We start from the raw sequence: 25,088 nt of genomic DNA on the forward strand, positions 1-25,088 counted from the left end.
ATTAACTAAATGCCGACATACTTATTAGACAACTATCCATATGACCCGCCAATTATTAACTACGGTGGGAGGAGGCTAACCAAGTTATCGAATGGCTGGCTAATTACTGTCATTCATACTTACAACAGTAGTTCGCTAGTTTTTGGGAATAGGGTTATGAAGTCAACGGACAATGGCGCGACGTGGACATTTCTTACGCAGCTGAATAGTGACACGTCGTTACCGATTATGTCCAGTAAGCTGGCTATAGCGTCACGGGGTACCCAAGTTCACTGGATAGGAGCACCTAAAGACTCGGTAGGTACCATGCAAGCGGGCGCTTTTGACGCGACAACAGTTGGGACTATGTCCTACGGTAGCCTATTTCAATCGGTATCGGAATTCGGTAGCGCGGATATGGTTTATAGTAGCGCGGCAGATCGATTTCACGCGGTTGTTTCGTATCGATCGGGTTCTCAGTGGGCTGTTTATTATACTAGTTGGCAAGATATCGCGGGCGTAAAGAACCAGTTTATCGTGGATAACTCGACAGCCAATTCCCAGTGGTACGGCGTAGCGCTTACTCTTAATAGTTCTCATTTTCCAGTAGTCACGTATAACTATCGATCGATTGGCGGGTACTATGTTCGGGTTGCAAACAAGACCGCACCGACACAATTTTCGGACTTCAACAATGTACAGAACCTAGGGTCTGTAAGCGACCCTAACCCCACAACAGGGGATTGGATGAGCATGTGCAGAAATCCCATAAACGGGTGGTTGTACATTGTCTATTCAGATAACACGAATATCAAGGTTACGTATTCACCTGATAATGGAGCGACATGGGCCAGCGGGGGCACTGGTATCCCTAACACACAAGATTTGTATGGCGTATCTTGTACAGTAGACGCGCAAAGCAGATTAAATGTCTTATATGTCGAATACGTGGGAACTGTTTATAATCTATGGCATGTTGTTTATGACCCTAACTCCATTACTACTTGGACGAAGAGATTAGTTAAGACCACGACGAACACGGGATTTAACTACATAAAAAATCCTATGATGTTAACTAACCCTTTCGCGGTGTCTAATCCTGTGTCTTTTACTTATGAGGTTACGGAGCAAAGCAACGGTAATAAGACTTATTACGAGGTGACTAACTCAGCACCTGCCGCACCAGTTGTTACATACCCTATTCACAACTCTTGGATAAATACGAGGACGCCTATCGTTCAATGGATATTCAGCGATCCAGATTCCGGAGACTATCAAAGCCAATACAGAATACAACTAGTGGATAGCGCTTATTCGATGGTGCTAAAAGATTTCGTAGGAAATGGTAATGTGCGAAGTTGGCAGATGCCGGCCGACTGGATTACAGCCGATGGGACTTATTACCTTAGAATGATGGTTTGGGACAGCCAAGGGGCTCAGAGCGGACCGGGTACAGGCACGCCGGGCGACACAACTTTTTATAATATTTATTTTGGAGTAGATACCCAAGCGCCAACGATCGGTTCCATAACTCCGGGAACATACACAAGGAATGCGACGCAGAGAATGGCGATAATGGGTGTGACGGATAATGTTCTACTAAACCGAGTAGATGCTTATATCCTGAACAAAGCACAAAATGCATGGTCTGGTCCATTCCCCGCTGTGGATGCGGGTGGCGGCACTTGGTACTATGACTTTAATGCATCGTATGAAGGCGATGGCTATCACACTATCAGATTTTGGGCGTATGATCACGTTAATAATGGGTCATTTATGGATTCGTGGATTCACTACGATGTTACCGTCCCGGTAGTGCCGACACAAACGAACGGCATACTATATGCCACGTCGAATGGAGTTTCTTGGTCTGCCTTTTCCGATGGATCGGCAAGTTCAGGATTATTTCTTACGTCTCTGATTTTACAAAAATGGAATGGGACCACGTATGTAACTGAACCTGGATGGGCTAAGAGTGTAACAGGATTAAGTTACAACTTTACTGGATTAACTCCGGGAACTCAATATCGTTGGGGCATACAGTACAAGGATGGAGCTGGAAATTCGAATCCTATAACTTATACGAATTTCACAACGAATAGTTATGTTATATCGACTATTAACAACCTTGTAACGGGCGGTACAGTGTATAAACCTAGACCTAAAATTAAATTCACTGTTTTTGATGCAAATGATGCGGTGTTAACGGACTTTGAGGTCCAATTCGCAACAGATGCGGCTTTTACTCAAAATGTTGGAGGCGGCAGAGCTTCGACCAATCCCACACTATTTAGCGCAACGTCGGCGGCTTCCGGTTCGACAATCTACTTTACACCTTCCGGTGATAGATCGGCGGGATCTTGGTACGTTCGTGTCATGGGATATGATGGTAAAGATTGGGGTCTATGGAGTACGGTGGTACAATTCACGATAACTACCGCAACATTCCCGACGACGATTGCAGTGAATGACACGACGATCAGCAAGAGAACGATAGACGATATCCGGAGCAAGGTAAACACGATTCGTTATTCTCGCGGTCTAGCTGTCATCGCATGGACTGATTCAACGGTCAAGGATTGGACGAACGGCTCATCAAGTACAGATATACGATCTATTCACTTAATTGAACTCAGACAGGCGATTAACGACATCTATGTCGCGCTAGGCGTAACCATTCCAACGTGGAGTGTAGATCCAATCATCGACACAACAATTGACCGCAAAGGGCAGCATTGGATGGATTTACGAACCGCGTTAACGGCGGTATAATAGACGACTTGCCAAAAATGGCGGTCGTCTTTTCTATATACATTTATAAACCCTTCGAGGTAGAAAAGAGGTAGTAATGAACAAATTCTTACAATCAATACTTACTCTAGAAACATTATTTAAGCCAGCAAATGCAGGAGCTGCTACCGTAGGAGCAGTCATTGTTCCATTTATTATGCATTCATTTAGCAATGGAAAGGCTTGGGCTCTTATACTGTTTATTGCGGTTATCGTTGCTGATTGGATCACTGGGACAGCTGCAGCAAAGAAAGATGATACCTACGCTTCTGAGTATGGTATTCAAGCCATTCCTCGTACGATTTTAATGCTTTTGTTTCCTATTATCGGAGGATTACTTGATAAGGTATCACTAAGCGTTTTCGGAATAAATCAGCCAGGGTACGCGTTCTTTGCAATTACAATTATGCTGATCTACCACACTTGGGAGAGTATGACGGCCAATGCTTATAGAGCTGGATGGGAGCAGTGGATTCCGAAAAGTGTCACATCTTTTGTCAGCAGTGAAATTAAAGCTAAGATCGAACGAGCAACTTCTAGAAAGGGTGAAGGTAAATGAGCAAGGGATTCGATTGTGCAACGCCGCTGAATGCCAAAACAGCGGCTCTTTTTGTTGATCAAGGGTTTACGTTTGTATGCCGATATCTCGCACCTGTGGGTTCATGGAAACGTCTTACGGCCAATGAAGCTAATGTGTGTACAGATGCGGGGCTTTGGTTAGTATCTGTATTTGAACGCGGCGCGCAAAATGCGATAGCAGGAGCAGCTCAAGGGAAAGAAGATGGAGCATTAGCACTCAAATACGCCAAGGAGGTTGGGCAGCCAGAAGAGACCGTCATTTATGCCGCTGTTGATACAGATGTAAACCCATCCCATTATAATGCGATTGAAGCTTATCTCCGTGCATTTGATGAGCAAATAGAAGGTTATGAGCTTGGCATTTATGGTGAGTTCGAGATTTGCGAAGAAATGCAAAAACGAGGTGTAGTCAAGAAAATTTGGCAGACATATGCATGGAGCCGTGGTGCCAAAGTAAATAATCCAAATATTTATCAATACGAAAATGATGTCACCGTGAACGGGATTGGAATCGACCGAGATGAATCTAATGGTGATGCGGGAGGATGGAGAGTAGGAATGGCAAATCAACAAAAGGTAGTGCTTGATAGTGGAGTAGCAAATACAATTATTAATACATGGCTTTCACCAGACTGGGAGGCAGCCAACAAAGTTGGAGCAGACGACGAAGCTAAATACATTCATTGGCTGGCCAATGAGTTACGTAAAGCCTCTGGACAAGATTTACAATAAAATAAACACAATTAAGCCCTCTTTCCAAAATAGGATTGAGGGCTTTTTTTATATTTCTTGATCAAGCTGAAAATATCAAAAGTTGTTCGGTTATATGCCTTGTTGTAGGCGGCTTTTTGGGGTTTCTAAGCCATCCATACCCACGCGGATTAGATCAAACTAAGCATTAACGGTCTCAGGTCTTTTTATTTGTAGTGGAGGAGGAACAAGCCAACCTTTTTCTTTGCTCATGTCCAGTATTTTAAGGCCTATTGCTGTTTTAGTTATGTGGTATTTTGCAAATAAAGCACCTATATCCACTCTAATTGATTGGCCCATAGCTTGACTGCAGGCAACTAATCCCAATGAGACGTCAGCTGCAATTTTGGCTGCAATTTCGGGATCAGCGAATCTTGCCCCGACAGGGATGTCTTCGAGCTTTACTGGTGGTCGTTCTGGCAACATTGGAATTGTGGCAATTCCGTTATCAATCAGCACTTTATCTAATTCTTTAATTTCAAGATTTGCTTGATCAATGAGACCGTCGAGTACCTTTTTAAGATCTTTGTCTCCTGAGTGATTTAAATAAGCTTGATAACAGGATACAGCTCCTTTAGCCACAGAGGATGCTGTCCATACACTAAAGATTTCCCCGTAGTGTAGAGGTTCATCTTTTGGATTACCGCTTAAAATTCCCATATGAGTGTAGCTCCTTTTTTTCTAATTTGATGACTTGATTATCATATCCATTTGTTCCTTTAAAATTCATGTGCCCGTCGATTCATCTCCGACTACAGCGCCAACGTGATTAAAGTGCCCATTCGTTAGAACGATGGCCTTTGGTATCAATTCTGCGCCAAAATGATCTTTTAAAATGCGGTTGTCGGATTGCGGCATACCCATTTCAACTAACACCCAACCTTCAGCAGTTCCAACCAAACTTATATTAACTATCTGATTGGTATAACAGAATAGATCATGGCTAACCTAATCACCAACACCACTTCTAACGGAATTCATCTTTATAAAATTATCTGCCAACGTATCTTCAATATCCATGAGTATGTTGCACTAGTGTCCGTGTCGCCTAGTTATGCGAAATGAAATTCTCACAATTATTTCTAATCTAAATTGATAGTTATATCTGGATATTGAATAAAATTACTTAAAAGTGAATTTTTGATTATTTATTTTGGACACAATACAACAGAGGTGACTACATGCGTTGTTTACATTGCGAAAATGAGCAATTGTTAAAAGGAAAAAAAAGGAAATGTTTTATATGTTCCATTATTAAGCGATGAAATCCAGCTAAAAACATAATATAAGCAAGCTTAAGAAGCAGTTGGTAAAAATTTATACACCGAAGGCCAACGGTATTGCTTATTTTCATTCAGCTTTAATATTTTGTGTATAAGGGAAGGAAATAGCTTCATAATATAGCTGGAAGTCCATTTTTTGCAAAAGGGAGGATACAAATACGATGACTTCAAATAGAGGACAGCAAGGAGCTCATGGCACTGGTCAAATTGTTAAGCAACTGAACAATCAAGCAGAAGGCGTGGAGCAAATTCAAGGGTCTAGTAATGTCGATCAAGAAATCAATGTAGCAACAAACGAACATAGTTCAGAACTAGATGAAGTATTCAATAATGACAACAACTAGAAAAAGTCTATCAAAATTTATAAGCTTACTCCTGCTGATACAGGAGTAAGCCTATAATATGAATGTTAAAAATTCATATCTTGCAATCCTGGGCTATGCTCATTTGGCATATCAGGTAAGTTTGGCACTGGAAATCCCATCGGTGGCGGGGTAACTAATAGCTGTCCTTTATTTCTACTTGGTGATACACCTTGGAAAACCTCACCAATGCGCGTATCATCTAAACGGAAGTTAAACTGCATATTATGATAACCCATATCTACAAATTTTCTGCATTCCGGATACTTATTAATATCGTAATTAGGAACTGGAAAAAGTTTTCCCCAATCAACACCTAACGTTTCTAAAGCTTTAGCAAAAGCATTTTGATGTGCATTGTCTCTTACGATGAGGAACCCAATTGTCTCTCGGAACGTTTTATTGGAGCTCATCTCATAAATTCTACTTTTTTGGAGTACTCCCGTAGATTCGAGTACTAAATTATCCAATAAGTCAGCAATCAAATTACCATGTGAATAAACCCATGAGCCATTCCATGGGTTTCCACCCGCATCGACAGGTAAGGAAGCTTGAGCGCCGACAATGAAATGGTGGGGATTTGCATGTTTGACAGCTTCATCAAGAGGTGCACCATTGATACCTGAATTCCCTACACCTGTGGAGTTACCAGAATCGTTCAGCAATTGATTTATCGTATTTTGAACTAGTTCCACATGAGAAATTTCTTCTAGAAAGACCCCACGGATTAAGTCACGATATTGAGTAGCTTTGCCTCGAAAATTAGAACTTTGAAAAAAATATTGCATCATTGTTCTCATCTCACCATAGTGTCCGCCAAGTGCTTCTTGTAAAACTTTAGCTGCAGCTGGATCTGGTTGGTCTGGAACGATTTGATTAATTAGTTCTTCTTTATAATAGTACATACATTCACTCATTTCTTTGAAATTGAATTCTCGGGGCTGAATTATAAAATAACCGCCTAGAAAAGACGGTTATTTGGACAGCTGTTTTTGTTTAGGTATGTTCACGATTCCGCTTTTTTAAACCAACTAAACCGACTAACCCTAGAAGGCCAAGCCAGCCCCAATTGGAATCATTGTCATCGGTAGCAGCATTAGTTCTATAAGTAGGTGTTGAATTTGTCCCGTAACTATTAGTAGTAGTCGTACCGTTAACTGAACCATATCCGTTATTTACCGATCCAGTCATACCTGTATTATCCGCGGCACTCGATACCCCTGTACACAACAGAAACATAAAACAGATACTTAAAAAAAACATAAAGGCCTTCTTTTTCATTTGGCTTCGCTCCTTCATACAATTTGTTTACACGTTTGTTTTCTCCTTTATGTAAATCAATTATACGAATAAGAGATTACCAACGTAGTCCACTAAATGGAAGGTGTAGATTGTTCCGAAAAACATATAATATTGATGTTCCAATTACTTAAGATGGGTGGGCTAAAGTCATGACGAACCAAAAAAAGAGTAATGAATCAGCAAAGCAAAAAAACCAAAAACCAAATCAAAACAGTAGTAAAAAAAGTAGCAGCAATAATGGTATTGATGATGCAAATATTAATTCAGGTGGTTAATAAATTTATTTCAATAACTTAATAAACTATCAAACAACCTCACTTCAATGAAGTGAGGTTGTGCTAGGTTTCAGATACTAATGAGTTACGAGGGTGTCTGATTTTTAACCACTGATAGAAAAAGATAATAATAATAAAAGTGTCAATTGCATCCCCGCCATAATACATAAGCTTAGCACCGTTTTCCGCTTGAATGGCTGAGACTCCAAGTGGGGGGTTCACATAAATGGTTTTAGATAATATGCCATGTGCGGCTATGGTAAATATAAAGATAATACCACGGTAAACGTAGCTAGTTCGATGGGGTGGTCTGTCGATGTAAATCATTGAGATTGTGAATAGGTAACCTGCAGTAAATATATGTAGATGGACTATTAAATGTAAAATTGAAAACTTGTGCATATTCGAATATAAGTTGGTTGTGTATAAGATACATAGTCCACCGATGTTTAATATTGAAGCTACTGAAGGATCGCTAAACATACGAAACGGCATGCCTCTAAGTATCCGTGAGATCCTACGAGCAGATTGTAGGGGGAGAGTCCTTAAGATGAGAGTCACAGGTGCTGCAAGTGCAATTAATAGAGGTGCTAGCATCCCAAGAAGTAAATGACCTATCATGTGCGCTGTGAAGTTTATGTGTGAAAGATTTGCTATAGGGCCAACAACAGATATCGCAAAACATAGTAAACCTATTAACCAGTAGATATAACGTGAGAAGGGCCATTGCTTATAGGTGCGGTTGGATATGACTGCAGCGTACAGATAAAAAAATAACACAAATAAAAATAGGAGTATGAGGATAAAGTCAGAGTAAGCGCCACCGCCATGAGTAAAATGATCATTTGTCATCCGAAGGTGCCCTCTCGACATTAAAATTAATACGGGAATGAATAGTTAAAATGATTCCAATGAAAAGTATAATTATAGCGCTTATATTCCATATGGTATCGTAAATGATGACATTTGGGATGTAACGGATTTGATGAAGTCGCAAGATTTTATGTTGGATTGTACCATCATAAAGTTGGAAAAAGCCAGCACCTAGTAAAATGCCGCTAACCCAACTTTTGAGGTGTAGCGCTTTTCTACGTCGAAGATCTGCAAACATAAATAACGACCCAACTGTCACAAACCAACTAAAAGCGTGAAACAAACCATCGGAAATTAAACCAATTTGGGTCGTGGATTTATCGTAGAAATGATGCCAATGCAAGAGTTGATGAAATACTGTTTCATCGATAAAGCCGACTAAACCAAGGCCAAATAATATACCCGACCACAGATTACGGTTAGCTGTTTCCACTTTTTATAACTCCTTTTGATATTTTCCAGCTACATATCCTATTGTTAATTTGCCCTGTTTATGAAATTGTAACCACTTATAGATTCAAGAGGATGATAAATTGAAATAGGAGGTGAACTTGCGGAGACCGTAGCATAAATGACAGGAGAGGTCATTACGCTAACTAGGAACGATAGTAGTTCAAAAACCAGGCAGCAGATGCCGCGACAACTGCCCCTTTTGTTTAACGGGAACGTTTGTTAGTCACGGATTTGATACTTGCTGGAATAAGTGAAAGCCTGGGGCACCCCCAGGCTTAATTTTTATTCTATTCGGTGAAATCCAATAATTCTCGACAATTCAGTACTCTTGAACTTCATCAATTAAAAAATATGCCTCCATGTTTGTATCGAAAACAACGATGAGGCTATTTACATCATAATCCATATCATTCACTTCTAAATGACTCAGTGTTTTCTCTTCGCCTGTCTCTGTATGCTTAACTCGGTATTCCATAAGTGTCATCCCCTAAACAATAAATTCCTCAAAGACTGGAAGTCGCATGATTCCAGATTTATACCAATCCCTATATTTAACTCTACAGCGTACTACAGGCTTTATAAAGACGTAATCTTTGCTCTCACCACTTTTAAAAGAATGAAACACAGGCATCATTGATTCACGAGCAGACTTACTTAATCCAAGCTCCATGGTGCCAATACTGCGGACAGATTCACCCTCTTGATAGCTAAGAAGCCAAGAATGTTCTTTCTTGCTGTATCCGGTTATGTATACCTCTGCCGTTTGGTAGTTAATAACCTTCTGCCATGACCAGGAGCGTACTCCTTTTTCATATTTCGAGTCTTTTTTCTTAATGACAATACCTTCAAGACCATGCTGACATACGATTTTAAAAAAGTCCTTTGCACTGCCTTTAATTGGCCGAACAATTCTATATTGTTCCGTCTCCATAAGTGTCTCTTCAAGTAGTTGCTTACGTCGAACTAATGGCAACCCAGTCACGTCCACGCCTTGATGATACAAAATGTCAAAAGCCATAAATACGACTGGTTTACGCTTTTTATTTGACCGGAAGCCTGCATTTGTTGCTTCGAAGTCCGCTCGCCCTTGTTCATCAAGGACAACAATTTCTCCATCGAGAATAGTTCCTTTAGGAATCGGTGGACTGTGTAGTTCAGGATATTTTACTGTTGCATTCGTGTTCTTTGTGTATAGGTTAAACTCATCCATATTTGATACAATCAACCGAATACCATCCCATTTCAATTCGGCGAAAGTGGAATCACCATCAAACGGTTCGTTGTTTTTGGCATATTGGAGAAGCATTGGAGGAATAAACATTTTCTTCATCACCCATAATAATGGTACACCTTAGAGATAACTATGACTAATGGGATTTGAAGGAAGCAAGGAGCAAAGTAATGAAGAATTTGATTGTTCAAAGTACCTTTGTTTGTTTGAGTATAGCAGCCGCTATCTCATTTCCAATGTACTACGCGCTAAAAGGAAGGTAAATTATGCTGAACTTTCGGATAGCATTGTTTTACTTGGGCTTCTTTAAGTAAACTCGACAACCAGATTGTGATGAGTTTTCCCCACAGGCTTTAAGAGCTTGGTGGGGATTTTTATTTATTCATAAAAACCACTTGCATAGCGAATACGTGTTCGGTATATAATATACAAACAAATGTTCTTATTTTGAGGTGATTAAATGAGTGTCATGACAAATGTTGAGACTGACGAAGATGTTCAATTAATCAAAGAATTTACATTGTTTCCTATTTTGCTTGATATGCTGGCAAGGGATTGGGAAGAGCTTAGGGTTCACAAAGATAAAATTATATATGGTCATATTCTGTTTTATTTAAAAGAAGTTGAGGACGCAATTTATCCTGAAATACAAAATATTAAGAGTGCAATGAAAGAGCGTGACATCAGAGTGTTAAAAACATCAACCACAGCTTTAGGCATTAATGTTGAATATAAAGTTCGCGGATACGTCCACCATTTTACAATGTTACGCAGTTTGATTAAGGCTGAACTCATGACAACATTAATGAGAATGCGGAGGTCTTTGTAAATGGTATTGAGAGAAAAAAGTGATCGTACGATCTATCTCTCGGATTGCCAATCTTTTTACGCTAGTGTTGAAAAAGCTTCTCATCCGGGCTTAGAAAATCTCCCGGTTGTGGTGGCTGGAGATCCAGCTAGAAGATCAGGAATTATTTTGGCTGCTTGCCCAATAGCCAAGAGCTTTGGAATTAGTACAGCGCAGAGGCTTGGAGAAGCACTACAGTTATGTCCGAATGTGATTGTAATGCGGCCGCACATGCAATGCTATATTGATGTATCACTTGCGATTACGGATATTTACAAGGAGTATACAGACCTTGTGGAAGTATTTTCGATTGATGAGCAGTTTCTGGACGTGACAGGCTCGCTCAATCATTTTCGTTGTAATCCTGAAGAACTGGCTGTCATGATTCAAAAGAAGGTCGCGGCATCAATGAACGTACGTATTCGTGTTGGCATCGGTCCTACTAAAATCCTTGCTAAACAAGCAACGGACAACTTCGCAAAGAAAAACCAGAATGGCATTTTTACACTTGGTAAAGAAGATGTAGAACGTGTCTTATGGCCTCTAAGTGTAGATAAGATGTACGGAGTTGGGTCGCGCATGACGAGGCATTTTGTTAATCTTGGCATGACCACAATCGGTCACGTTGCAAGGACGCCATTGCATGTACTCAAACAGAAGTTTCGTGCACGATTTGGTAAACAGTCAGACATTCAAGCGGAGGTTATGTGGCGTACAGCTAATGGTCTAGATGATAGTCCAGTCACGCCAGGAACGTTCAATGTAGCTCCGAAATCAATAGGGCACGGAATGACCTTGCCACGAGATTATACGACGGCAGAAGAAGTAGATATTGTTCTACTTGAATTAACGGAAGAAGTATGCCGTGATGCGCGAAAGAAGGGTTATACGAGCGGAACCATTCATGTATTCTGTATGTGCTCGCCGTACGATGATCCTACCGGATTTAGTCAGCAGCGAAAAATGCCTTTTGCAACGAACAATACGCTAAAAGTATTTGGATCAGTTCGTGAGATATTTCATCGTAATTGGAATGGTCATCCGGTACGTAAAGTTGGTGTCACGCTGGGGTCTCTTGATGATGAGGAAGTCACACAGCTGGACCTCTTCGAGGACGTGACGAAACTGCGTAAGCTGGATAGTGTATTGGACGGCATCAAGGACCGGTTCGGTAACACGGCAATTATTAGGGCTTCAAGTTTAATGAAAGCCGGACTCGCAGCGGACAGAGCAGGCAAAATTGGAGGTCACTATAAATGAGTAAAAAATTAGAACTTAACGGACTCTGGGAGTCTAGTCGGATGATGCTTCCGCAGCAAAAGGAAGCCGCGCTAAGAAGTCGAAAAGAAAATCAACGCATGTCACGACCTATACGAGATGAGCAAGAAATTCAAAATATTTCATCAGTGCTGAGCTTGTCACAGATGTATAAAAGACCAGTTGCTCTAACATTATATGAAGAGTTTAAGACTCGATCAGTTACCGGCATCGTAGGTCGTAGTAAACATGGTGAATTTCGATTAGACATAGTGGAGAATTTTAGCGGAGCAGGGGATTGGGAATGGATTTCCTACAGAGATGTTCTTAAAGCTGAATTTTGCAAAGAATGGGCAGATGATGGAATGATAGATCCGTGAACAAATAAATAATTATAGGAGAGACCACTCGAAGAGTAGCAATCCCTATAATGAAGATAAAACAAGCCCAAAGGAATTTACCATGGGCTTGTTTTTCGTTAAATGTAGTTTATAAATGAAGTTACCTATTCGTTTTATGAATCGTTTTGAACTATTTGGTACCCAATGCGTACCCAAGGAATCAAAAAACAAACTGTTATATATACATTTTGAAGACTGTACTAATAAACAAAACCCGCATAACACATGGCTTTGCGGGTTTCTGTTATATATGACCTGTAGTGGGCTCGAACCACTGACCCCTACCCTGTCAAGATAGTGCTCTCCCAGCTGAGCTAACAAGTCGTTTTTGTGAAGACAATTAGTAATATACCAAGAATTTTAAAGTGTGTCAATACACAAGATGGTTATTTTGTAAACAGATTAGCTGCGCCAAAGTCGAAAAAGCTTTATGAGAATATGGTAAGTTTTACGCTTCTTTTTGGACCTGGGCATAAAGGAAAGTTCATTAGATGAAGCTTCTAAAGTTGCTGTATGACCTTTACCCAAAAGGATGGATAGCTCATCGTCAGTTACGCCTTGCGTTGTCATGGATTAGTCAACCTTTCTGCTCAATCATGTCACTAATATATCAAAAAAGTCAGCCCTTTGATATAGGACTTTCATATTAGCGGGATTTATGGTAACTTGGTGTCATTAGAGTTTGGGAGGAACAGGCATGACGAAGCAGCAGCATCGATGGAATTTGCGTTTGAAAAGCAGTAATGTATATCTAGGTACCGTTTATTTGGGTGATCCGCTTCCTGAAGTGGAAGATGTGATTATGATTGGCGATAAGAAATATACAATTCTTGAGCTAGGAAGTAATCGTGATGCAAGCGATGTGTTTGTAGAAGAAGTGAAGAAGAAATAATCATGGTAAAAAGCGCTGTCTAGGTGGGTACATCCCTCCTAAACAGCGCTTTTCATTTTTGTAAGTTACCTAGGCAATGTTGTAAAGGGAAGCCAAACAATCAACGAACATTTTGTTATATTCCTCACGGGTGCAGTCTTTGTTGCAGGCAATGTCTCTTCCTAGGAATTGGAACCAAGTGATTTCAGTCTGCGCTTTTTTGTAAATAAATTTGCCGTGCTGGATGAGGAAGGTGTCGTTCTCGAAATAGGGTGCGTTGTCAAACTGCAGCGCTGTTTCACCTTTTTGTTCGCTAACTAATGTGGCCAATAAAATAAGCATGCGGTACGGATCACGGAAAATTTCATATTGCTGTTCAGTCATGGCTACCACTCCTTTAGTATGTAAGGGATAAAGCTATCATACTAAAGAGCTAATCTGAATAGAATATGCGAGTTAATACTGGTGAGGATATCGAAGAAACAGATGACGATATTGAAGAAAAGAAAAAAGACTGATGATCACTCTAAGGAGGATCGAGTGAAATCAGTCATTTGTAGTTTGCTGCTACATCAAAGGATTAACGTTTGAAGCTGGAAAGTTGTTGTTCAGCGATTTGTACCAAACGCTTCGTGATGTTTCCGCCGATTGAGCCAGCATCACGAGTTGCCAAATTACCATTGTAGCCAGTAGGGGAGAGAGGGACACCAATTTCCTGAGCGACTTCAAACTTCAGTTGATCTAGTGCTGCTTTTGCTTGTTGTACGACTAAAGTGTTGTTTCTAGCCATTCAAAATCATCTCCTTTTTTATGGTACACCAGTATTATTTGAATGTTCAGAAAATTTATGCGCAAATAAATAAAAAATATATATATAATCAATAAACCCCCAACCGGTTGGCTGGGGGGGGATTTATTATAAATAAGGATCAATTATTCCTCTTCGGATTCCACGCTTTCTTCAGCAGCAGCAGCTTCTTCACTAGCTTCTGCAACTTCTTCAGCCGCCTCTTCGTTCACCACTTCTTCTGTGGACTCTTCAGCGATTTCTTCTTCGTTTTGGGATACAACTTCTTCCTCTTGGCTCATGCATTGTCACCTCCTCTGATATGTATATCATCATTCTATCCGCTAATATCAGGGTATTCAAGAGGATTATAGGGCTATCAATAGATTTAATGAAACCTTAATCGGTTTGTCGTATACTGCTGAATTGGGATAGCGATTATACTCGTTTTTTGCCTATGAATGACTTATTTTCGCCGGATTTCTCTAGTGAGCATGTTTTATTTTTCTATGAATATACATGAGGCAAGCAGCAAAAGTTTATGATTTGCTAAGCTGAGCTTATGCTTACAAAGATAGTTTTCTTACGAAAACTCTTAGGAGGAGTCCGAATGAATCGGTCGGATGTTATTTTGGAATTACAGTTAGTACCTGAGCTGCTCAAGCAAGCTGAAGCTATCTATGTGGATGCTGTATCTGAGCTGAGCTGGGCGAAGCACGAACTATTGGCGAAGGAATGTGAGGTCATTGGAGATGGCGTGGTGACAGGGAAAAATGAACAGCAGCGCCAAGCTGAAATGTGGCCTTATACGAAAGATTTGCAGGAACAAGTGTTACGAATGGAAGATGCCGTTGAGCATACGAAGGTAGAGTTCCATTTCTACAAGCGAAAGCTTGAAAATCTACAAATCATAGCCAAATTGATGACCATTTTATAAGGGGTAATAAATGATGAAAAGCCTGCGATCTGATGATTGCGGGCTTTTTACTATTTCTGAACAAATATGAAAATTTTATTCTTGTAATACGGTTACAGCACAAGTCAGTTGTGCATCCTAAGGGTAGATTATGTAAAATGCTAAGTTTTCGGGAGGAAAATACATCGTGAAATCAATGAAAATTGTTGTGACTGTAGGTTTGGGGCTACTCGTGCTGACAGGCTGTCAAAGCGTAAAAAGCACGGCGACAGCAGAATCCGATTCTACGCCACCTCTACAGGTTACATTAATTGGAGCAAGTGGACAAACCGTTGGAAAGGCGCAATTGGCAGCAGTTCCAGATGGGGTACAAATTGATCTTCTAGTAAGCGGATTAACGCCTGGTGCCCATGGTTTTCACATTCATGAAAAATCCGCTTGCGACGCGCCGACATTTGACTCGGCTGGTGCACATTTTAATCCGATGCATAAAGAGCATGGTTTTCTTAATCCAAAAGGGGTTCATGCAGGGGATCTTCCTAATCTGGTCGTAGATGAGCAGGGAAATGGCCGTTTGAGTACGGTCACCAAATCCGTGGTGCTGCTTCCTGACAAGCCGAACTCGTTGCTTAAACAAGGGGGAACCTCTCTCGTCATTCATGAGAAAGCTGACGATCTGAAGACGGATCCATCCGGAAATTCTGGTAAACGAATCGCCTGCGGTACCGTGAAATAAAGGAAGGAGCAATCTTGACAACATGATCAAAACACAGGATCTCAAGCTGCAGATGGACGAACTCACGAAACAAAACGATTTGGTGCTAATTGAGCTCGAACAAGTAAAGAAAATGTTGTTAGGCGGATCCCAGAACTCGCAAGGTGGCCAGAATCAGCAGCAATCTTCGGATTCTGGTCAACAGCAAGGACAAGATCAAGGACAAAGTCAGGATCAAGTTCAAAGTCAGGGACAAGGACAAGATCAGGCCCAAACTCAGAGTCAAGATCAAGGCCAAGGTCAAGGTCAGGGCCAGGGGCAGCAAGCCGGACAAAATGGGCAAAATGGCGCTAACGGGCAGCAAGTCTCAGACTTAGCCAATGAATTATTGAAAATTAAGGATTTGGTTGAAAAGCTAGAACAAAAAACATCCCAGTATGTTAGCAGTCAATCCAATAATGGTACATTAACCGAGAAGGACGCGGTCAATCTGATTTTGACGTTAATGAACGGCATGGTCGATTGGGCTAGCGAATTTGTATCATCCAAAGCCTCCTCTAATGGACAGCTACAATAATATTAGATGTCATCACACAAGTAAAAGAGCTGCTAGCTGCAGCTCTATTTAGTTTTTTGTCGAAACACAACCTTTTTAATGTGGTTTTCGGTGATGCGTTTTATCGATTCTTTAGGCGATTCGACAATATGCACTTATTTACATAATCGAGTCTGACCGATAAAGTAAAGAAGAGTTAAACAGAAAGAGACAAACCATAGATGGGGTGTAGTGTATGAGAGAAATAGATATTCATCATCTGATGAATCAACTCGGAATTCAGCCTGATCGATTGTATAAATGGATGTCTGATCAAGGGAATGCAGGTCAGGAAGAAGGGACTCGTAAAGCCGATCATTATTTGATCACGCCTACGCCCTCGAGCTTCATTTCGATCCCAACACGGAACTCCAACTCAGGGTAAAGAGATTGCCATGTATGCCGTTCCTCTACTTAGGCCGATTCTTCAATGACGCCTCTCATCTTGATGTGCATATCCAGATAAGACGCTCCACTCTTGGGAATGCGAACGATATTCAAATTCATATTATCCACCGAAACAAATAACTTTGAATCCTGATAGGGCGCCCCAATTTTAACTTTATTGATACTCGCCTTTATTAGCCGATTCCACAATAAGGAGAATGGGATCCAATCCTAGTTCTTTTTTTTTTGCGGTAAAAGTTGAATAAGTACTCGGAAACCACATAACCCGATTCTACTCCCGTCTTACCAAAGCTTAGCAGCAAGGAGTTGCCAGGCATCCTCTCATGGAAAACTTTGTTCCCAATACGGCTTCTGCTGAAGGCTGTCCGACAGCAACCCAAGACACGAGTTGAATATCTCTTCGACGATTGAGCCAATCTAACTCATTGATACCGTATTCCTTTCAAAGCAATGTTTTCCTCTTGCCTGTCTCTGGAAGGGTGACACTATCCATGCCTTTAGGTAACTGGTTTATTTAGGGAGCGATGAGGGTATGCTTGGAATTAGACTGGCTAATAGTCAAACCTCACATAGGAGGGAGCAAGTACAATGAAAAAGCTTGCCATCATTCCCGCATACAATGAAGGAAAAAGCATAGCGCAAGTCGTGGCTGCTATTAAATGTGCGCAGCCTGAGATGGATATCGTAATCATCAATGATGGATCCAAAGATCATACCTCACGGGTCGCCCGTTTGACACAGCAAGCAAAGGTGATTGATTTGCCCGTCAACCTAGGCATTGGAGGCGCCATGCAGACGGGTTATTTGTACGCGGCAAGGCATGGATATGACATCGCCGTACAAATTGATGCAGATGGTCAACATGACCCTCAAGCGCTGTCACATATCCTGGAGCCCATTGAAGCGGGGGAGGTTGATTGCTGCATTGGTTCTCGATTTTTGGTGAAAACAAGCTATCGGTCAGCTTGGAATCGAAGAGTAGGCATTCTATTTTTCACTTGGATGATTGGGTGGATGACCGGTAAAACGTTTACAGATCCGACATCTGGTTTCCGTGCTGTGAATCGGCCTATCATTGAACTTTTTGCAGAGGAGTATCCCGAAGATTATCCAGAGGTTGAAGCTATTGTTTTGCTAGAAAGAAAGCGCTTTAGAGTGAAGGAAGTTTCAGTGGTCATGCATGCAAGGAAAGCAGGGAGATCTTCCATTACTCCAATCAAATCGCTCTACTATATGATTAAAGTATCTTTAGCTGTGTGTATTACAAGAATCCGTGATGTGAGTTGATCGAAGATGAATGTTTATTTATTGGCAGTAGCCTTTTGCTTAGTGTTTATTTTCATTTCTGTTGAGCTGATACGCAGGCAGAAACTGCAGGAACAGTATGCCATTCTGTGGCTCATACTTGGCTTTATTATGGCATTATTCAGCATGTTTCCTAACTTGCTGGATCTAGTATCGTACAAGCTGCATGTTCATTATGCGCCTTCTTTATTGTTTCTGGTGGGATTGTTATTTTCACTTGCGTTTATTATGCATCTAACGCTTGTCATTTCGAAGCTTCACCGTAAATTAACCCGGCTTGTTCAAGAGGTGGCTCTGCTGGAGGAGCAATTACGCGGAGGTGGCTCCAAATGACCCTTTTACAGCAACCATTATTCGTTGTATGTCTGAATGTCGTTTTGTTGGTCTGTGGTCAAATTGTATGGAAAATAGCGCTTACCCGAATGCCGCTAACTGGACTTAATAATTTAGGGGCGGTCTTGATGCAGCCCTATATTTTGGCAGGGTGCTTGTTGTATGCAGTGGCAACACTGATATGGTTCTATGCACTAAGTAAATTCGACCTCAGCCGTGTCTATCCGCTGCAGTCCATAGCTTATGTACTTGGGGCGTTGTTCGGATGGTTGGTATTTAAGGAATCGTTCTCGTCCTCGCAATGGCTAGGGCTGTTCTTTCTGGTGGGAGGAGCGTTCCTGCTGGCGAAATAGGAAATAGGAAATAGGAAATAGGAGAAGGGAAGAGGGGAGAAAGCTTAAATATGAAACGTGGCATAGGATTTGTATTCTTTTTAATCATGGCAACTGCCTTGTATCTACGCCTTCACTATGTGCTTGAAGCAGACTATCCGCCATTGGAGTGGGATCAGCTGGAGTATACGAAGACAGCCGTTCAACTTATAGACAAGGGCATTTATGCATACCGAGATAACGTGCCGAACTCGTTGGTTACACCGGGATTTCCGTTACTATTAGCGGCAATTTTCAAGCTTACGGGCCACGAGTCACTGGAATCTGCATTAATGGTTGTTCGAGTCTTGAATTGTTTTGTTGCGTTGGGAGCTATAGGGTTCATTTTTCTGATTGGCCAAAGATTGTTTCATCCGTTAACAGGACTTATCGCAAGCGGCTTTGCCGCGGTATATCCGTCCTACGTTTGGTCAACGTCTCTGATATTAACAGAAGTTCCGTTTTTGACTGTTTTTACAGCTTTACTCTATGTACAGGTGCGTATGATACAGGATAACAAGCGGAAGGATCATCTATGGATGGGGCTGCTGCTTGGCCTTTGCGTCCTTATTCGACCGAATGTGCTTCCGCTTGGAATCTTACCCTATGTCTTTCTGTGGGGAAAAACGAAGAAAATCGATGCCGCATATGCTTGTAGTGCAGCTGCCGCTTTTGTTTGCGTGATGATGCCTTGGTGGATTCGGAATTGGATGACGTTTCATCAATTTATTTTCATCGCCAAAGGGGAAGCGGGCAATCCGTTCCTGGGAGGAACGGACCCGTACTTCCAAGATTCCATTGATTGGGACCATATCGATAAAGAACATCAATTCGCAGAGGGCATGAAGAGGATCAAAGAAGGATTGACCACTGAGCCGCGGTTATGGATAAAATGGATGACCATTGGAAAATTACAAGTGTTTTTCAAAACCATGTGGGTCGGGCCTTATCCATTTTCCGTCCCTGCTTGGTATATGTCGATGCTGACCCATCTGCATACCTTTTTGATCACCGCGGGCAGTATTGTCATGATTACCTTCTTCCGCAGCCAAGCAGTCCAATACCTTTCCGCCGCATTCCTCGTGTTTCTAGGTGTTCATATGGTATTCATTCCTGTAGATCGTTATGTGTATGCCATGCTTCCATTCCTCATGCTGGCTAGCGCGCATTTGATTACTCAAATCTTCTACCTGATCCGGCATGCTGTGACTACCTCTCTCCTGCAGCGGAGGGGGATTTGAACACGACTTGCTTCGCGCAGTATTCGATGATTTCACTTCTTCGGACAATGCCGATGAACTTATCGGAATCATCAACAATGGGTACGAAGTTTTGCACTTTGGCTAAATCAATGAGATCCACCATGTCAGCATGGATATGAACGGGCTTGTTTTGCACACGCAGCGGAACCTCAGATAGCAAATGACGGTGGGCATTCTCAAACGTAATGCCTTCCGAATTTTTCATAAACCATAATAAATCGCCTTCGGTGACGGTACCTACGTAATGACCATCATCGGATAATATCGGCACCGCCGTATATCGGTGATATTCCATACGCTCAAGTGTTTGACGAAGCGTTGTTTGTAAAGTTGTTGTAATAACTTCGGATTTCGGTAAAAGGAAAAAAGCGATATTCATCATTCACACTCCTTAGAGTTTTCATAAGAAAACTGACGTTGCTAGCAAAGGCTTGGAGTTTTTCGCAGGAAAACTTTCTTCGTAAGCTAACACTCCTATTGTATCAAAATTTACGAATAGAATCTAAACCTGTGTTGGATGCTACATGTGAGGTGAGTAGAATGAATCGAGCTCTTATAACAGCATTGCTAGGAATTGGAACCGCTCAGGCGATAAAAATTCCTCTTACTTATATGACGACGAAGAAGTGGGATTGGTCGCAACTTATTCAAACGGGCGGAATGCCTAGTTCGCACTCCTCGGGAGTGTCGGCTTTAGCCACTTATATCGCTATGAAAAGAGGGCTTTCCGCAATTGATTTTGCTGTTACCTCTGTCTTTGGAGCTGTAGTCATGTATGATGCCATGGGAATTCGTCATGCAGCAGGGGAAATTGCCATAGAAGTGAATGAAATAGATGAGCAGGTTGAGCGACTAGCTAAGCAGCATCCGGGCTTATACCATACACGCAGACGTAAAGCTTTGAAGGAAAGACTCGGGCATTTGCCGCGGGAAGTCTTAGGCGGTGCGGTTTTGGGGGTAGCCATTGGCGCTTTCAGCTATATGCTGGAGAAAAAGAGGTAATCTTTGACGCGTGTGGACATCTTTTCATGAATGAGATAAGATCAAGGGAATTCATTGAAAGGAAGTAAGTCCACATGGAAATCATTCGCGTTACTAATCAAGATCAGCTGAAAGATTGCTTTAAGGTTCGTTTCAATGTATTTGTAGACGAGCAGCAAGTGCCTGAACATTTGGAGATGGATGAGAAGGACGAATCGCCGGAAGCCTGCCATCATTTTCTCATTCTAGACGGCGAACAACCTGTAGCCACAGCCCGTTGGTATGAATACCAGCCCCAAACTGCCAAGTTGCAGCGTGTAGCTGTTTTGAAAGAATATAGAGGACAATCCCTAGGCAAGCAAATTATTCTTGCTATGGAGCAGCAAGCCCGTGAATTGAACTGCACATCATCTATTCTGGATGCCCAGTGCCAAGCTGAGGGTTTCTATAGTCAACTTGGATACAAAGTCATCTCGACAGAACCATTCTACGATGCAGGAATTCTGCACGTAAGAATGCAAAAGCCGCTGTAATTACAGCGGCTTTTTTCTATGATGATGATGTTAATGCACTAAAGGGAAGGTGATAATGAATCGTGTGCCAGTTCCAAGCTCACTTTCCACCTCCAGCGTTCCTTGGTGATCCTGCACGATTTTGTAGCAGATCGACAAACCAAGTCCTGTGCCAGATTCTTTCGTTGTGAAGAAGGGATGGAAGATCTTTTCCAATTGCTCATTTGGAATCCCAGGACCGTTATCAGCAATAACGACGGTCACATTTTTGGCATCAGACGTTAGTTGCATGTGCACGACACCGTTTTCTTCCATTGCTTCGCAGGCATTTTTTACAATGTTGAGCAGTAATTGAATCATTTTATCTTGATCCATTAGAACGAGGACGGGACCCGTCGCTTCTTTGTAATGAATTTGATGTCCGAATCGGGTGGCTTCCGACTCCATCAGTGCAATGACCTTGAGCACACACTCGTGTAAGGAATAGACTCGGAAATCAATGCTATGCGGTTTGGAGAATTGTAGGAATTCGCCGGTTAAGTCACTCATGCGATCAATTTCTTCCATAATCAAGCTATACCAATTTTCAATATTGTAACCGTTTGCTTTCGAAATTTGTAAAAATCCTTTGACGGTAGTAAGCGGGTTCCGTATTTCATGAGCCATACCAGAGGCCAATTCACCGATGACCCTTAACTTATCGGATCTAAGCATATGTTCCTCACGCTTTAACCACGATTCACGTTTCTTCGTAAATAAATTATTCTCAGCTAACAAGATCAGATCATCTTTCGTCAAGCCATCAAGCGGGTAGGAAGCAATCCCATATGTAATTTGTATTCCTGTCAGTTTCGGCAGCTCGGAATCCAGTTTTAGTTTTAAAGAAGAGGTGGATGATTGGTCAGCGACTAATGGCATAACCACCGCGAATTCATCACCGCCGTATCTTGCAATAAATAGTGCATCTTTAAACAAGATTTGGAGGAGTTCTGCCATCTGCTTCAAAATAAAGTTTCCAGCCTGAAAGCCGCGGGTTGTATTCATCGCTTTCAAATCCGTACAATCGATTAGGATCAGGACCAAGCCCTGTTTCTGACGGATGAGCTGCTCCAGCCGGCGATGGGATTCTTCGTAGTTGTAAAGGCCTGTTAGCGAATCCTGCTGCGAATATAAGTAACGTTCTTTCTTCAATCGATCTGCTTGCTTGAGTGTGGAATATGTCGCTTTCGTAAGTAAAGCAACGGCTGTGAAATGCAGCAAGCATTCAATGACATAAATCCAAAGCAAGTCATATAGCCCTTTAATGAGATAAACATTGCCTAAAAAGATGAGCGCGTAGGAGGCGGATAGCACCCACGATTTTTTGCGATTTTCTTCTGTATAAATATCATGGAACAGCGTTAGTATGTATAGAGGGAGAATCAAATTTAAATGACCGATGTAATGTAAGATGCCAATGATCAGTAAGCGAAGCCATGGCACTGCAGCATTTTTTGATGGATAGCGGAAACTTATCATGTACAGTAAAACAAGAAGGATTTGTAAAGGCGTGTTAATTGAAGTGTGTAGAACTGTCGTATATAGCATAAAAACAAATGCATAAGCAAAAAGAATCCAATTGATTATCAAAGTATCATCTCCTGCAAGTTACGATGTCCAGAGTAACCACTCTTGAGACATGTTCTCTGTCTGTTACCCAAATCCTGCTTTCAGGTAAAAAGAATAGGAAATAAACACGGATTTTCGCGAAAAAAGAACCTATAGGCTATTGAATTCCTAAGGTTCTATGAGGATAATTATTCTGGAAGATCAATAATTTCATGTTGGACAACGAACCGCATACGGCCGGTTTTACCAATGTAGTCGCTCATGTTGTCAGCATAATGCATGAGATAGATCCGTTGCTGAATATGTACAGGTAACGTTAGCAATTCTTCAAGCGTAGCGTGTATGAATCCTTGGCCGCTTAATTGACAATCATGAAAGATGGTATGGCAGTTTCTTTTATCAATGACTTCGTGAACGAGCAGATCTTCGCTGAAGCGGATATCTGCACTATAGAAGATTCGGTCGTTGATAAACAGCGAGTAGCTAGGTTTGCTGGGAATATGAAGTGTAGGCACAAGTTCGATGGTTATGCCGGGACCTATGACAACAGGCGCTTGCTCCTCCACCACAATGACGTCAAAATAATCCTCGAGGGAATGATAACCGTCCTCCGGATTATACATGCCGCCCTTCAAGGTGTTCTCCCATAAGACGTCTGCGATCGTTTTGGCCAAGTAAAGCTTTGTTTTCTTCCGATTGCTTTCATATATTAAGCGGAAAGCCATTTCTTCTAATCCGCCAACATGATCGGCATGAATATGTGAGATCACAATGCCATCGATTTGATCAGGTTGTATCTGTATGTCGTAAAGTGATCTTGGAGTTGTTGAACCGCAGTCGATGAGTATATTCATTTCGTTTGAACGGATTAATGCGCTTGTATTATAAAATGTTTTGGCAAAAGCACTGCCGGTTCCCAACATTTGAATTTGCAAACTCATTCAGCCGCCCCCATTTTTCGACAAAAAACATCTTTTTCTAATGTAGCATGGGAGGTTGCTCGATTTCAACCATTATATGTCTGACATATAAGCTTAAAGTGCGAGGTTTACCTATTTTTTATTTCATTTAAGGTGATGATATTTGGATGATTTGGTATCTAATTGGTGCGTTGATCGTGACGATTGGCTTGATTATGGTAGGCATTTCTACCTATGTAGGCTGGCAGCTAACACATCCGAAACGTAAGATCGTCGATGAGTTCCCAGAGCAGTATGGCTTGGAGAAGCAGGATATTACATTTCCAAGTCAGTTGCACGATGTTGCACTGGATGGATGGTTTTTCAAATCACCTTCAGCACCCGCTGGCGAGTTAGCAACGACGGTCATTATGTCACACGGATATGCAGGTACACGATTGGAAAAGGGACTGCCGGCGCTTGCCTTGGCGAAGGCAATGGTTGATGAGGGCTATCATGTGCTAATGTTTGATTTTCGCAATTCGGGCAATTCCGAAGGTAGTGTAACGACCGTCGGCTACTTGGAGAAGCAAGATGTGCTTGGCGCAATTAAGTGGGTGCAGGAGCACATGCCTAGTAAAATTTGCTTGCTGGGCTTTTCAATGGGAGGAAGCACGTCTCTTTTAGCTGCAGCAGAAGAATCCACCGTTATGGGAGTCATTACGGACAGCGCCTTTAGCCAACTAAGCCCCTACTTACGAGATAACTTGCCGGTGTGGTCGAAGCTGCCAAGATTTCCGTTCACGCCTTTAATTTTGGGCATTTTGCCAAGATTGATAGGGATTAATCCCCGGCATGTAGATGCGCTTGCAGCTGTCGACCATATCTATCCTAGGCCGATTCTATTTATTCACAGCAAGGATGATGATGCGATTCCATGGTCGAATAGTGAAGGGATGTGGCGTCGACACCCGGATGTTTTTGAACTGTGGCTGACACAAAAAGCAGGGCATGTCGGGTCCTATCATATGCAGCCAGAGGCGTATAACCAACGCGTTCTATCATTTTTATCAAAATTATAAAATCATCGCAACTCTTTTTAACCTTCGGAGTATAAAGATGCAGACATAAAGTTTACTAACG

The 25,088-nt window shown here is 41.7% G+C and carries 34 protein-coding genes and 1 tRNA gene; 20 read left to right on the forward strand and 15 right to left on the reverse strand.

The window, feature by feature from the left end; translation table 11 throughout:
• Positions 1-9 precede the first annotated feature (9 nt).
• The 3 genes from AC58UW_RS04520 to AC58UW_RS04530 all read left to right on the forward strand — a co-directional run bounded on the left by AC58UW_RS04520 (position 10) and on the right by AC58UW_RS04530 (position 4,080).
• On the forward strand, positions 10-2,751 hold the full coding sequence (locus AC58UW_RS04520) for a sialidase family protein (RefSeq protein WP_497419521.1): 2,742 nt from the start codon (positions 10-12) through the stop codon (positions 2,749-2,751).
• A gap of 76 nt (positions 2,752-2,827) precedes the next feature.
• On the forward strand, positions 2,828-3,328 hold the full coding sequence (locus tag AC58UW_RS04525) for a phage holin family protein (RefSeq protein ID WP_497419522.1): 501 nt from the start codon (positions 2,828-2,830) through the stop codon (positions 3,326-3,328).
• Positions 3,325-4,080 carry a glycoside hydrolase domain-containing protein gene (locus AC58UW_RS04530; RefSeq protein ID WP_497419523.1) on the forward strand — a complete coding sequence of 252 codons (756 nt, stop codon included), beginning with the start codon at positions 3,325-3,327 and terminating at the stop codon, positions 4,078-4,080. Before AC58UW_RS04525 ends, AC58UW_RS04530 begins: the two co-directional genes overlap by 4 nt.
• Before the next feature lie 159 nt (positions 4,081-4,239).
• Here AC58UW_RS04530 and AC58UW_RS04535 read toward each other — a convergent pair whose 3' ends face one another.
• Positions 4,240-4,758 (reverse strand): DUF3231 family protein, encoded by a 519-nt coding sequence (locus tag AC58UW_RS04535; protein WP_497419524.1) that lies wholly within the window; start codon positions 4,756-4,758, stop codon positions 4,240-4,242.
• 66 nt (positions 4,759-4,824) lie between these two features.
• On the reverse strand, positions 4,825-5,013 hold the full coding sequence (locus AC58UW_RS04540; RefSeq protein WP_497419986.1) for an MBL fold metallo-hydrolase: 189 nt from the start codon (positions 5,011-5,013) through the stop codon (positions 4,825-4,827).
• A 529-nt stretch (positions 5,014-5,542) separates the two neighbouring features.
• Here AC58UW_RS04540 and AC58UW_RS04545 point away from each other — a divergent pair.
• Positions 5,543-5,725 carry a hypothetical protein gene (locus AC58UW_RS04545; RefSeq protein ID WP_497419525.1) on the forward strand — a complete coding sequence of 61 codons (183 nt, stop codon included), beginning with the start codon at positions 5,543-5,545 and terminating at the stop codon, positions 5,723-5,725.
• A gap of 65 nt (positions 5,726-5,790) precedes the next feature.
• On the opposite strand, the gene AC58UW_RS04550 is transcribed toward AC58UW_RS04545, so the two are convergent.
• Both AC58UW_RS04550 and AC58UW_RS04555 read right to left on the reverse strand, forming a co-directional pair.
• Positions 5,791-6,648: a manganese catalase family protein gene (locus tag AC58UW_RS04550; protein WP_497419526.1), complete on the reverse strand. Its 858-nt coding sequence runs from the start codon at positions 6,646-6,648 to the stop codon at positions 5,791-5,793.
• Between the two features lie 91 nt (positions 6,649-6,739).
• Positions 6,740-7,024, reverse strand: coding sequence for a WGxxGxxG family protein (locus tag AC58UW_RS04555; RefSeq protein ID WP_497419527.1), 285 nt, complete (start codon positions 7,022-7,024; stop codon positions 6,740-6,742).
• Positions 7,025-7,194: 170 nt separating this feature from the next.
• On the opposite strand from AC58UW_RS04555, the gene AC58UW_RS04560 reads away from it, so the two are divergent.
• On the forward strand, positions 7,195-7,320 hold the full coding sequence (locus AC58UW_RS04560; RefSeq protein WP_497419528.1) for a hypothetical protein: 126 nt from the start codon (positions 7,195-7,197) through the stop codon (positions 7,318-7,320).
• A 63-nt stretch (positions 7,321-7,383) separates the two neighbouring features.
• On the opposite strand, the gene AC58UW_RS04565 is transcribed toward AC58UW_RS04560, so the two are convergent.
• The 4 genes from AC58UW_RS04565 to AC58UW_RS04580 all read right to left on the reverse strand — a co-directional run bounded on the left by AC58UW_RS04565 (position 7,384) and on the right by AC58UW_RS04580 (position 9,976).
• Positions 7,384-8,172 carry a cytochrome c oxidase assembly protein gene (locus AC58UW_RS04565; RefSeq protein ID WP_497419529.1) on the reverse strand — a complete coding sequence of 263 codons (789 nt, stop codon included), beginning with the start codon at positions 8,170-8,172 and terminating at the stop codon, positions 7,384-7,386.
• Entirely contained in the window at positions 8,162-8,626 is a 465-nt protein-coding gene (locus AC58UW_RS04570; RefSeq protein ID WP_497419530.1) for a DUF2243 domain-containing protein, read from the reverse strand. The genes AC58UW_RS04565 and AC58UW_RS04570 overlap by 11 nt, the downstream gene beginning before the upstream one ends.
• A gap of 339 nt (positions 8,627-8,965) precedes the next feature.
• Positions 8,966-9,121 carry a hypothetical protein gene (locus AC58UW_RS04575; RefSeq protein WP_497419531.1) on the reverse strand — a complete coding sequence of 52 codons (156 nt, stop codon included), beginning with the start codon at positions 9,119-9,121 and terminating at the stop codon, positions 8,966-8,968.
• A gap of 12 nt (positions 9,122-9,133) precedes the next feature.
• On the reverse strand, positions 9,134-9,976 hold the full coding sequence (locus AC58UW_RS04580; protein ID WP_497419987.1) for an ATP-dependent DNA ligase: 843 nt from the start codon (positions 9,974-9,976) through the stop codon (positions 9,134-9,136).
• A gap of 361 nt (positions 9,977-10,337) precedes the next feature.
• Here AC58UW_RS04580 and AC58UW_RS04585 point away from each other — a divergent pair, with 361 nt between their 5' ends.
• The 3 genes from AC58UW_RS04585 to AC58UW_RS04595 are packed head-to-tail and all read left to right on the forward strand — an operon-like array spanning position 10,338 to position 12,361.
• Positions 10,338-10,706 (forward strand): YhjD family protein, encoded by a 369-nt coding sequence (locus tag AC58UW_RS04585; protein ID WP_497419532.1) that lies wholly within the window; start codon positions 10,338-10,340, stop codon positions 10,704-10,706.
• Between the two features lie 6 nt (positions 10,707-10,712).
• Entirely contained in the window at positions 10,713-11,984 is a 1,272-nt protein-coding gene (locus tag AC58UW_RS04590; protein WP_497419988.1) for a DNA polymerase IV, read from the forward strand.
• Positions 11,981-12,361 carry a YolD-like family protein gene (locus AC58UW_RS04595; RefSeq protein ID WP_497419533.1) on the forward strand — a complete coding sequence of 127 codons (381 nt, stop codon included), beginning with the start codon at positions 11,981-11,983 and terminating at the stop codon, positions 12,359-12,361. The genes AC58UW_RS04590 and AC58UW_RS04595 overlap by 4 nt, the downstream gene beginning before the upstream one ends.
• Positions 12,362-12,633: 272 nt before the next feature.
• On the opposite strand, the gene AC58UW_RS04600 is transcribed toward AC58UW_RS04595, so the two are convergent.
• Positions 12,634-12,706, reverse strand: a tRNA-Val gene (locus AC58UW_RS04600).
• Between the two features lie 373 nt (positions 12,707-13,079).
• Here AC58UW_RS04600 and AC58UW_RS04605 point away from each other — a divergent pair.
• Entirely contained in the window at positions 13,080-13,274 is a 195-nt protein-coding gene (locus tag AC58UW_RS04605) for a hypothetical protein (RefSeq protein WP_079420361.1), read from the forward strand.
• A 69-nt stretch (positions 13,275-13,343) separates the two neighbouring features.
• Here the strand turns inward: AC58UW_RS04605 and AC58UW_RS04610 are convergent, their stop codons facing one another.
• From AC58UW_RS04610 to AC58UW_RS04620, 3 genes are all read right to left on the reverse strand, one after another.
• Positions 13,344-13,637: a hypothetical protein gene (locus AC58UW_RS04610; RefSeq protein WP_497419534.1), complete on the reverse strand. Its 294-nt coding sequence runs from the start codon at positions 13,635-13,637 to the stop codon at positions 13,344-13,346.
• 196 nt (positions 13,638-13,833) lie between these two features.
• Entirely contained in the window at positions 13,834-14,043 is a 210-nt protein-coding gene (locus AC58UW_RS04615; RefSeq protein ID WP_497419535.1) for an alpha/beta-type small acid-soluble spore protein, read from the reverse strand.
• A gap of 143 nt (positions 14,044-14,186) precedes the next feature.
• On the reverse strand, positions 14,187-14,342 hold the full coding sequence (locus AC58UW_RS04620; protein ID WP_497419536.1) for a hypothetical protein: 156 nt from the start codon (positions 14,340-14,342) through the stop codon (positions 14,187-14,189).
• A 308-nt stretch (positions 14,343-14,650) separates the two neighbouring features.
• Between AC58UW_RS04620 and AC58UW_RS04625 the strand changes: the two genes are divergently transcribed.
• The 8 genes from AC58UW_RS04625 (at position 14,651) to AC58UW_RS04660 (ending at position 19,924) form a co-directional block, all read left to right on the forward strand.
• Positions 14,651-14,977, forward strand: a complete 327-nt coding sequence (locus AC58UW_RS04625) for a hypothetical protein (protein ID WP_497419537.1) — start codon at positions 14,651-14,653, stop codon at positions 14,975-14,977.
• A 175-nt stretch (positions 14,978-15,152) separates the two neighbouring features.
• Positions 15,153-15,692 carry a superoxide dismutase family protein gene (locus tag AC58UW_RS04630; protein ID WP_497419989.1) on the forward strand — a complete coding sequence of 180 codons (540 nt, stop codon included), beginning with the start codon at positions 15,153-15,155 and terminating at the stop codon, positions 15,690-15,692.
• Between the two features lie 22 nt (positions 15,693-15,714).
• Positions 15,715-16,248: a hypothetical protein gene (locus tag AC58UW_RS04635; RefSeq protein ID WP_497419538.1), complete on the forward strand. Its 534-nt coding sequence runs from the start codon at positions 15,715-15,717 to the stop codon at positions 16,246-16,248.
• Between the two features lie 214 nt (positions 16,249-16,462).
• Positions 16,463-16,651 (forward strand): hypothetical protein, encoded by a 189-nt coding sequence (locus AC58UW_RS04640; RefSeq protein ID WP_497419539.1) that lies wholly within the window; start codon positions 16,463-16,465, stop codon positions 16,649-16,651.
• A 611-nt stretch (positions 16,652-17,262) separates the two neighbouring features.
• Complete coding sequence (locus tag AC58UW_RS04645) at positions 17,263-17,961, forward strand: glycosyltransferase family 2 protein (protein ID WP_497419540.1); 699 nt, start codon at positions 17,263-17,265, stop codon at positions 17,959-17,961.
• Between the two features lie 6 nt (positions 17,962-17,967).
• Positions 17,968-18,312 (forward strand): DUF2304 domain-containing protein, encoded by a 345-nt coding sequence (locus AC58UW_RS04650; protein WP_497419541.1) that lies wholly within the window; start codon positions 17,968-17,970, stop codon positions 18,310-18,312.
• Positions 18,309-18,665, forward strand: coding sequence for an EamA family transporter (locus tag AC58UW_RS04655; protein ID WP_497419542.1), 357 nt, complete (start codon positions 18,309-18,311; stop codon positions 18,663-18,665). Before AC58UW_RS04650 ends, AC58UW_RS04655 begins: the two co-directional genes overlap by 4 nt.
• Before the next feature lie 50 nt (positions 18,666-18,715).
• Positions 18,716-19,924: an ArnT family glycosyltransferase gene (locus AC58UW_RS04660; protein WP_497419543.1), complete on the forward strand. Its 1,209-nt coding sequence runs from the start codon at positions 18,716-18,718 to the stop codon at positions 19,922-19,924.
• Here the strand turns inward: AC58UW_RS04660 and AC58UW_RS04665 are convergent.
• The gene (locus AC58UW_RS04665) at positions 19,893-20,324 is read right to left on the reverse strand and encodes a CBS domain-containing protein (protein WP_497419544.1); all 432 of its coding nucleotides are present in this window, start codon (positions 20,322-20,324) and stop codon (positions 19,893-19,895) included. The two genes, AC58UW_RS04660 and AC58UW_RS04665, sit on opposite strands and share 32 nt — an antisense overlap.
• Positions 20,325-20,485: 161 nt before the next feature.
• Here AC58UW_RS04665 and AC58UW_RS04670 point away from each other — a divergent pair, with 161 nt between their 5' ends.
• Both AC58UW_RS04670 and AC58UW_RS04675 read left to right on the forward strand, forming a co-directional pair.
• Positions 20,486-20,947, forward strand: a complete 462-nt coding sequence (locus AC58UW_RS04670; RefSeq protein WP_497419545.1) for a divergent PAP2 family protein — start codon at positions 20,486-20,488, stop codon at positions 20,945-20,947.
• A 74-nt stretch (positions 20,948-21,021) separates the two neighbouring features.
• Positions 21,022-21,459 carry a GNAT family N-acetyltransferase gene (locus AC58UW_RS04675; RefSeq protein ID WP_497419546.1) on the forward strand — a complete coding sequence of 146 codons (438 nt, stop codon included), beginning with the start codon at positions 21,022-21,024 and terminating at the stop codon, positions 21,457-21,459.
• Between the two features lie 30 nt (positions 21,460-21,489).
• On the opposite strand, the gene AC58UW_RS04680 is transcribed toward AC58UW_RS04675, so the two are convergent.
• Entirely contained in the window at positions 21,490-23,067 is a 1,578-nt protein-coding gene (locus AC58UW_RS04680) for a sensor histidine kinase (protein WP_497419547.1), read from the reverse strand.
• A 167-nt stretch (positions 23,068-23,234) separates the two neighbouring features.
• Positions 23,235-23,987, reverse strand: a complete 753-nt coding sequence (locus tag AC58UW_RS04685; RefSeq protein WP_497419548.1) for an MBL fold metallo-hydrolase — start codon at positions 23,985-23,987, stop codon at positions 23,235-23,237.
• 146 nt (positions 23,988-24,133) lie between these two features.
• Here AC58UW_RS04685 and AC58UW_RS04690 point away from each other — a divergent pair, with 146 nt between their 5' ends.
• Positions 24,134-25,027, forward strand: coding sequence for an alpha/beta hydrolase (locus AC58UW_RS04690; protein ID WP_497419549.1), 894 nt, complete (start codon positions 24,134-24,136; stop codon positions 25,025-25,027).
• Positions 25,028-25,088: the final 61 nt, after the last annotated feature.

The organism is Paenibacillus sp. J22R160 (assembly GCF_059692135.1).

What these genes read in the sequence shown, in the direction of transcription:
- AC58UW_RS04620 (WP_497419536.1), bottom strand. Translation starts at nt 14,342, where the DNA reads ATGAGCCAAGAGGAAGAAGTTGTATCCCAAAACGAAGAAGAAATCGCT.
- AC58UW_RS04635 (WP_497419538.1), top strand. Translation starts at nt 15,715, where the DNA reads ATGATCAAAACACAGGATCTCAAGCTGCAGATGGACGAACTCACGAAA.
- AC58UW_RS04580 (WP_497419987.1), bottom strand. Translation starts at nt 9,976, where the DNA reads ATGAAGAAAATGTTTATTCCTCCAATGCTTCTCCAATATGCCAAAAAC.
- AC58UW_RS04660 (WP_497419543.1), top strand. Translation starts at nt 18,716, where the DNA reads ATGAAACGTGGCATAGGATTTGTATTCTTTTTAATCATGGCAACTGCC.
- AC58UW_RS04675 (WP_497419546.1), top strand. Translation starts at nt 21,022, where the DNA reads ATGGAAATCATTCGCGTTACTAATCAAGATCAGCTGAAAGATTGCTTT.
- AC58UW_RS04560 (WP_497419528.1), top strand. Translation starts at nt 7,195, where the DNA reads ATGACGAACCAAAAAAAGAGTAATGAATCAGCAAAGCAAAAAAACCAA.
- AC58UW_RS04640 (WP_497419539.1), top strand. Translation starts at nt 16,463, where the DNA reads ATGAGAGAAATAGATATTCATCATCTGATGAATCAACTCGGAATTCAG.
- AC58UW_RS04610 (WP_497419534.1), bottom strand. Translation starts at nt 13,637, where the DNA reads ATGACTGAACAGCAATATGAAATTTTCCGTGATCCGTACCGCATGCTT.
- AC58UW_RS04555 (WP_497419527.1), bottom strand. Translation starts at nt 7,024, where the DNA reads ATGAAAAAGAAGGCCTTTATGTTTTTTTTAAGTATCTGTTTTATGTTT.
- AC58UW_RS04665 (WP_497419544.1), bottom strand. Translation starts at nt 20,324, where the DNA reads ATGAATATCGCTTTTTTCCTTTTACCGAAATCCGAAGTTATTACAACA.
- AC58UW_RS04630 (WP_497419989.1), top strand. Translation starts at nt 15,153, where the DNA reads ATGAAAATTGTTGTGACTGTAGGTTTGGGGCTACTCGTGCTGACAGGC.
- AC58UW_RS04520 (WP_497419521.1), top strand. Translation starts at nt 10, where the DNA reads ATGCCGACATACTTATTAGACAACTATCCATATGACCCGCCAATTATT.
- AC58UW_RS04690 (WP_497419549.1), top strand. Translation starts at nt 24,134, where the DNA reads ATGATTTGGTATCTAATTGGTGCGTTGATCGTGACGATTGGCTTGATT.
- AC58UW_RS04625 (WP_497419537.1), top strand. Translation starts at nt 14,651, where the DNA reads ATGAATCGGTCGGATGTTATTTTGGAATTACAGTTAGTACCTGAGCTG.
- AC58UW_RS04550 (WP_497419526.1), bottom strand. Translation starts at nt 6,648, where the DNA reads ATGTACTATTATAAAGAAGAACTAATTAATCAAATCGTTCCAGACCAA.
- AC58UW_RS04585 (WP_497419532.1), top strand. Translation starts at nt 10,338, where the DNA reads ATGAGTGTCATGACAAATGTTGAGACTGACGAAGATGTTCAATTAATC.
- AC58UW_RS04545 (WP_497419525.1), top strand. Translation starts at nt 5,543, where the DNA reads ATGACTTCAAATAGAGGACAGCAAGGAGCTCATGGCACTGGTCAAATT.
- AC58UW_RS04655 (WP_497419542.1), top strand. Translation starts at nt 18,309, where the DNA reads ATGACCCTTTTACAGCAACCATTATTCGTTGTATGTCTGAATGTCGTT.
- AC58UW_RS04595 (WP_497419533.1), top strand. Translation starts at nt 11,981, where the DNA reads ATGAGTAAAAAATTAGAACTTAACGGACTCTGGGAGTCTAGTCGGATG.
- AC58UW_RS04605 (WP_079420361.1), top strand. Translation starts at nt 13,080, where the DNA reads ATGACGAAGCAGCAGCATCGATGGAATTTGCGTTTGAAAAGCAGTAAT.
- AC58UW_RS04535 (WP_497419524.1), bottom strand. Translation starts at nt 4,758, where the DNA reads ATGGGAATTTTAAGCGGTAATCCAAAAGATGAACCTCTACACTACGGG.
- AC58UW_RS04615 (WP_497419535.1), bottom strand. Translation starts at nt 14,043, where the DNA reads ATGGCTAGAAACAACACTTTAGTCGTACAACAAGCAAAAGCAGCACTA.
- AC58UW_RS04525 (WP_497419522.1), top strand. Translation starts at nt 2,828, where the DNA reads ATGAACAAATTCTTACAATCAATACTTACTCTAGAAACATTATTTAAG.
- AC58UW_RS04530 (WP_497419523.1), top strand. Translation starts at nt 3,325, where the DNA reads ATGAGCAAGGGATTCGATTGTGCAACGCCGCTGAATGCCAAAACAGCG.
- AC58UW_RS04685 (WP_497419548.1), bottom strand. Translation starts at nt 23,987, where the DNA reads ATGAGTTTGCAAATTCAAATGTTGGGAACCGGCAGTGCTTTTGCCAAA.
- AC58UW_RS04645 (WP_497419540.1), top strand. Translation starts at nt 17,263, where the DNA reads ATGAAAAAGCTTGCCATCATTCCCGCATACAATGAAGGAAAAAGCATA.
- AC58UW_RS04565 (WP_497419529.1), bottom strand. Translation starts at nt 8,172, where the DNA reads ATGACAAATGATCATTTTACTCATGGCGGTGGCGCTTACTCTGACTTT.
- AC58UW_RS04670 (WP_497419545.1), top strand. Translation starts at nt 20,486, where the DNA reads ATGAATCGAGCTCTTATAACAGCATTGCTAGGAATTGGAACCGCTCAG.
- AC58UW_RS04575 (WP_497419531.1), bottom strand. Translation starts at nt 9,121, where the DNA reads ATGGAATACCGAGTTAAGCATACAGAGACAGGCGAAGAGAAAACACTG.
- AC58UW_RS04650 (WP_497419541.1), top strand. Translation starts at nt 17,968, where the DNA reads ATGAATGTTTATTTATTGGCAGTAGCCTTTTGCTTAGTGTTTATTTTC.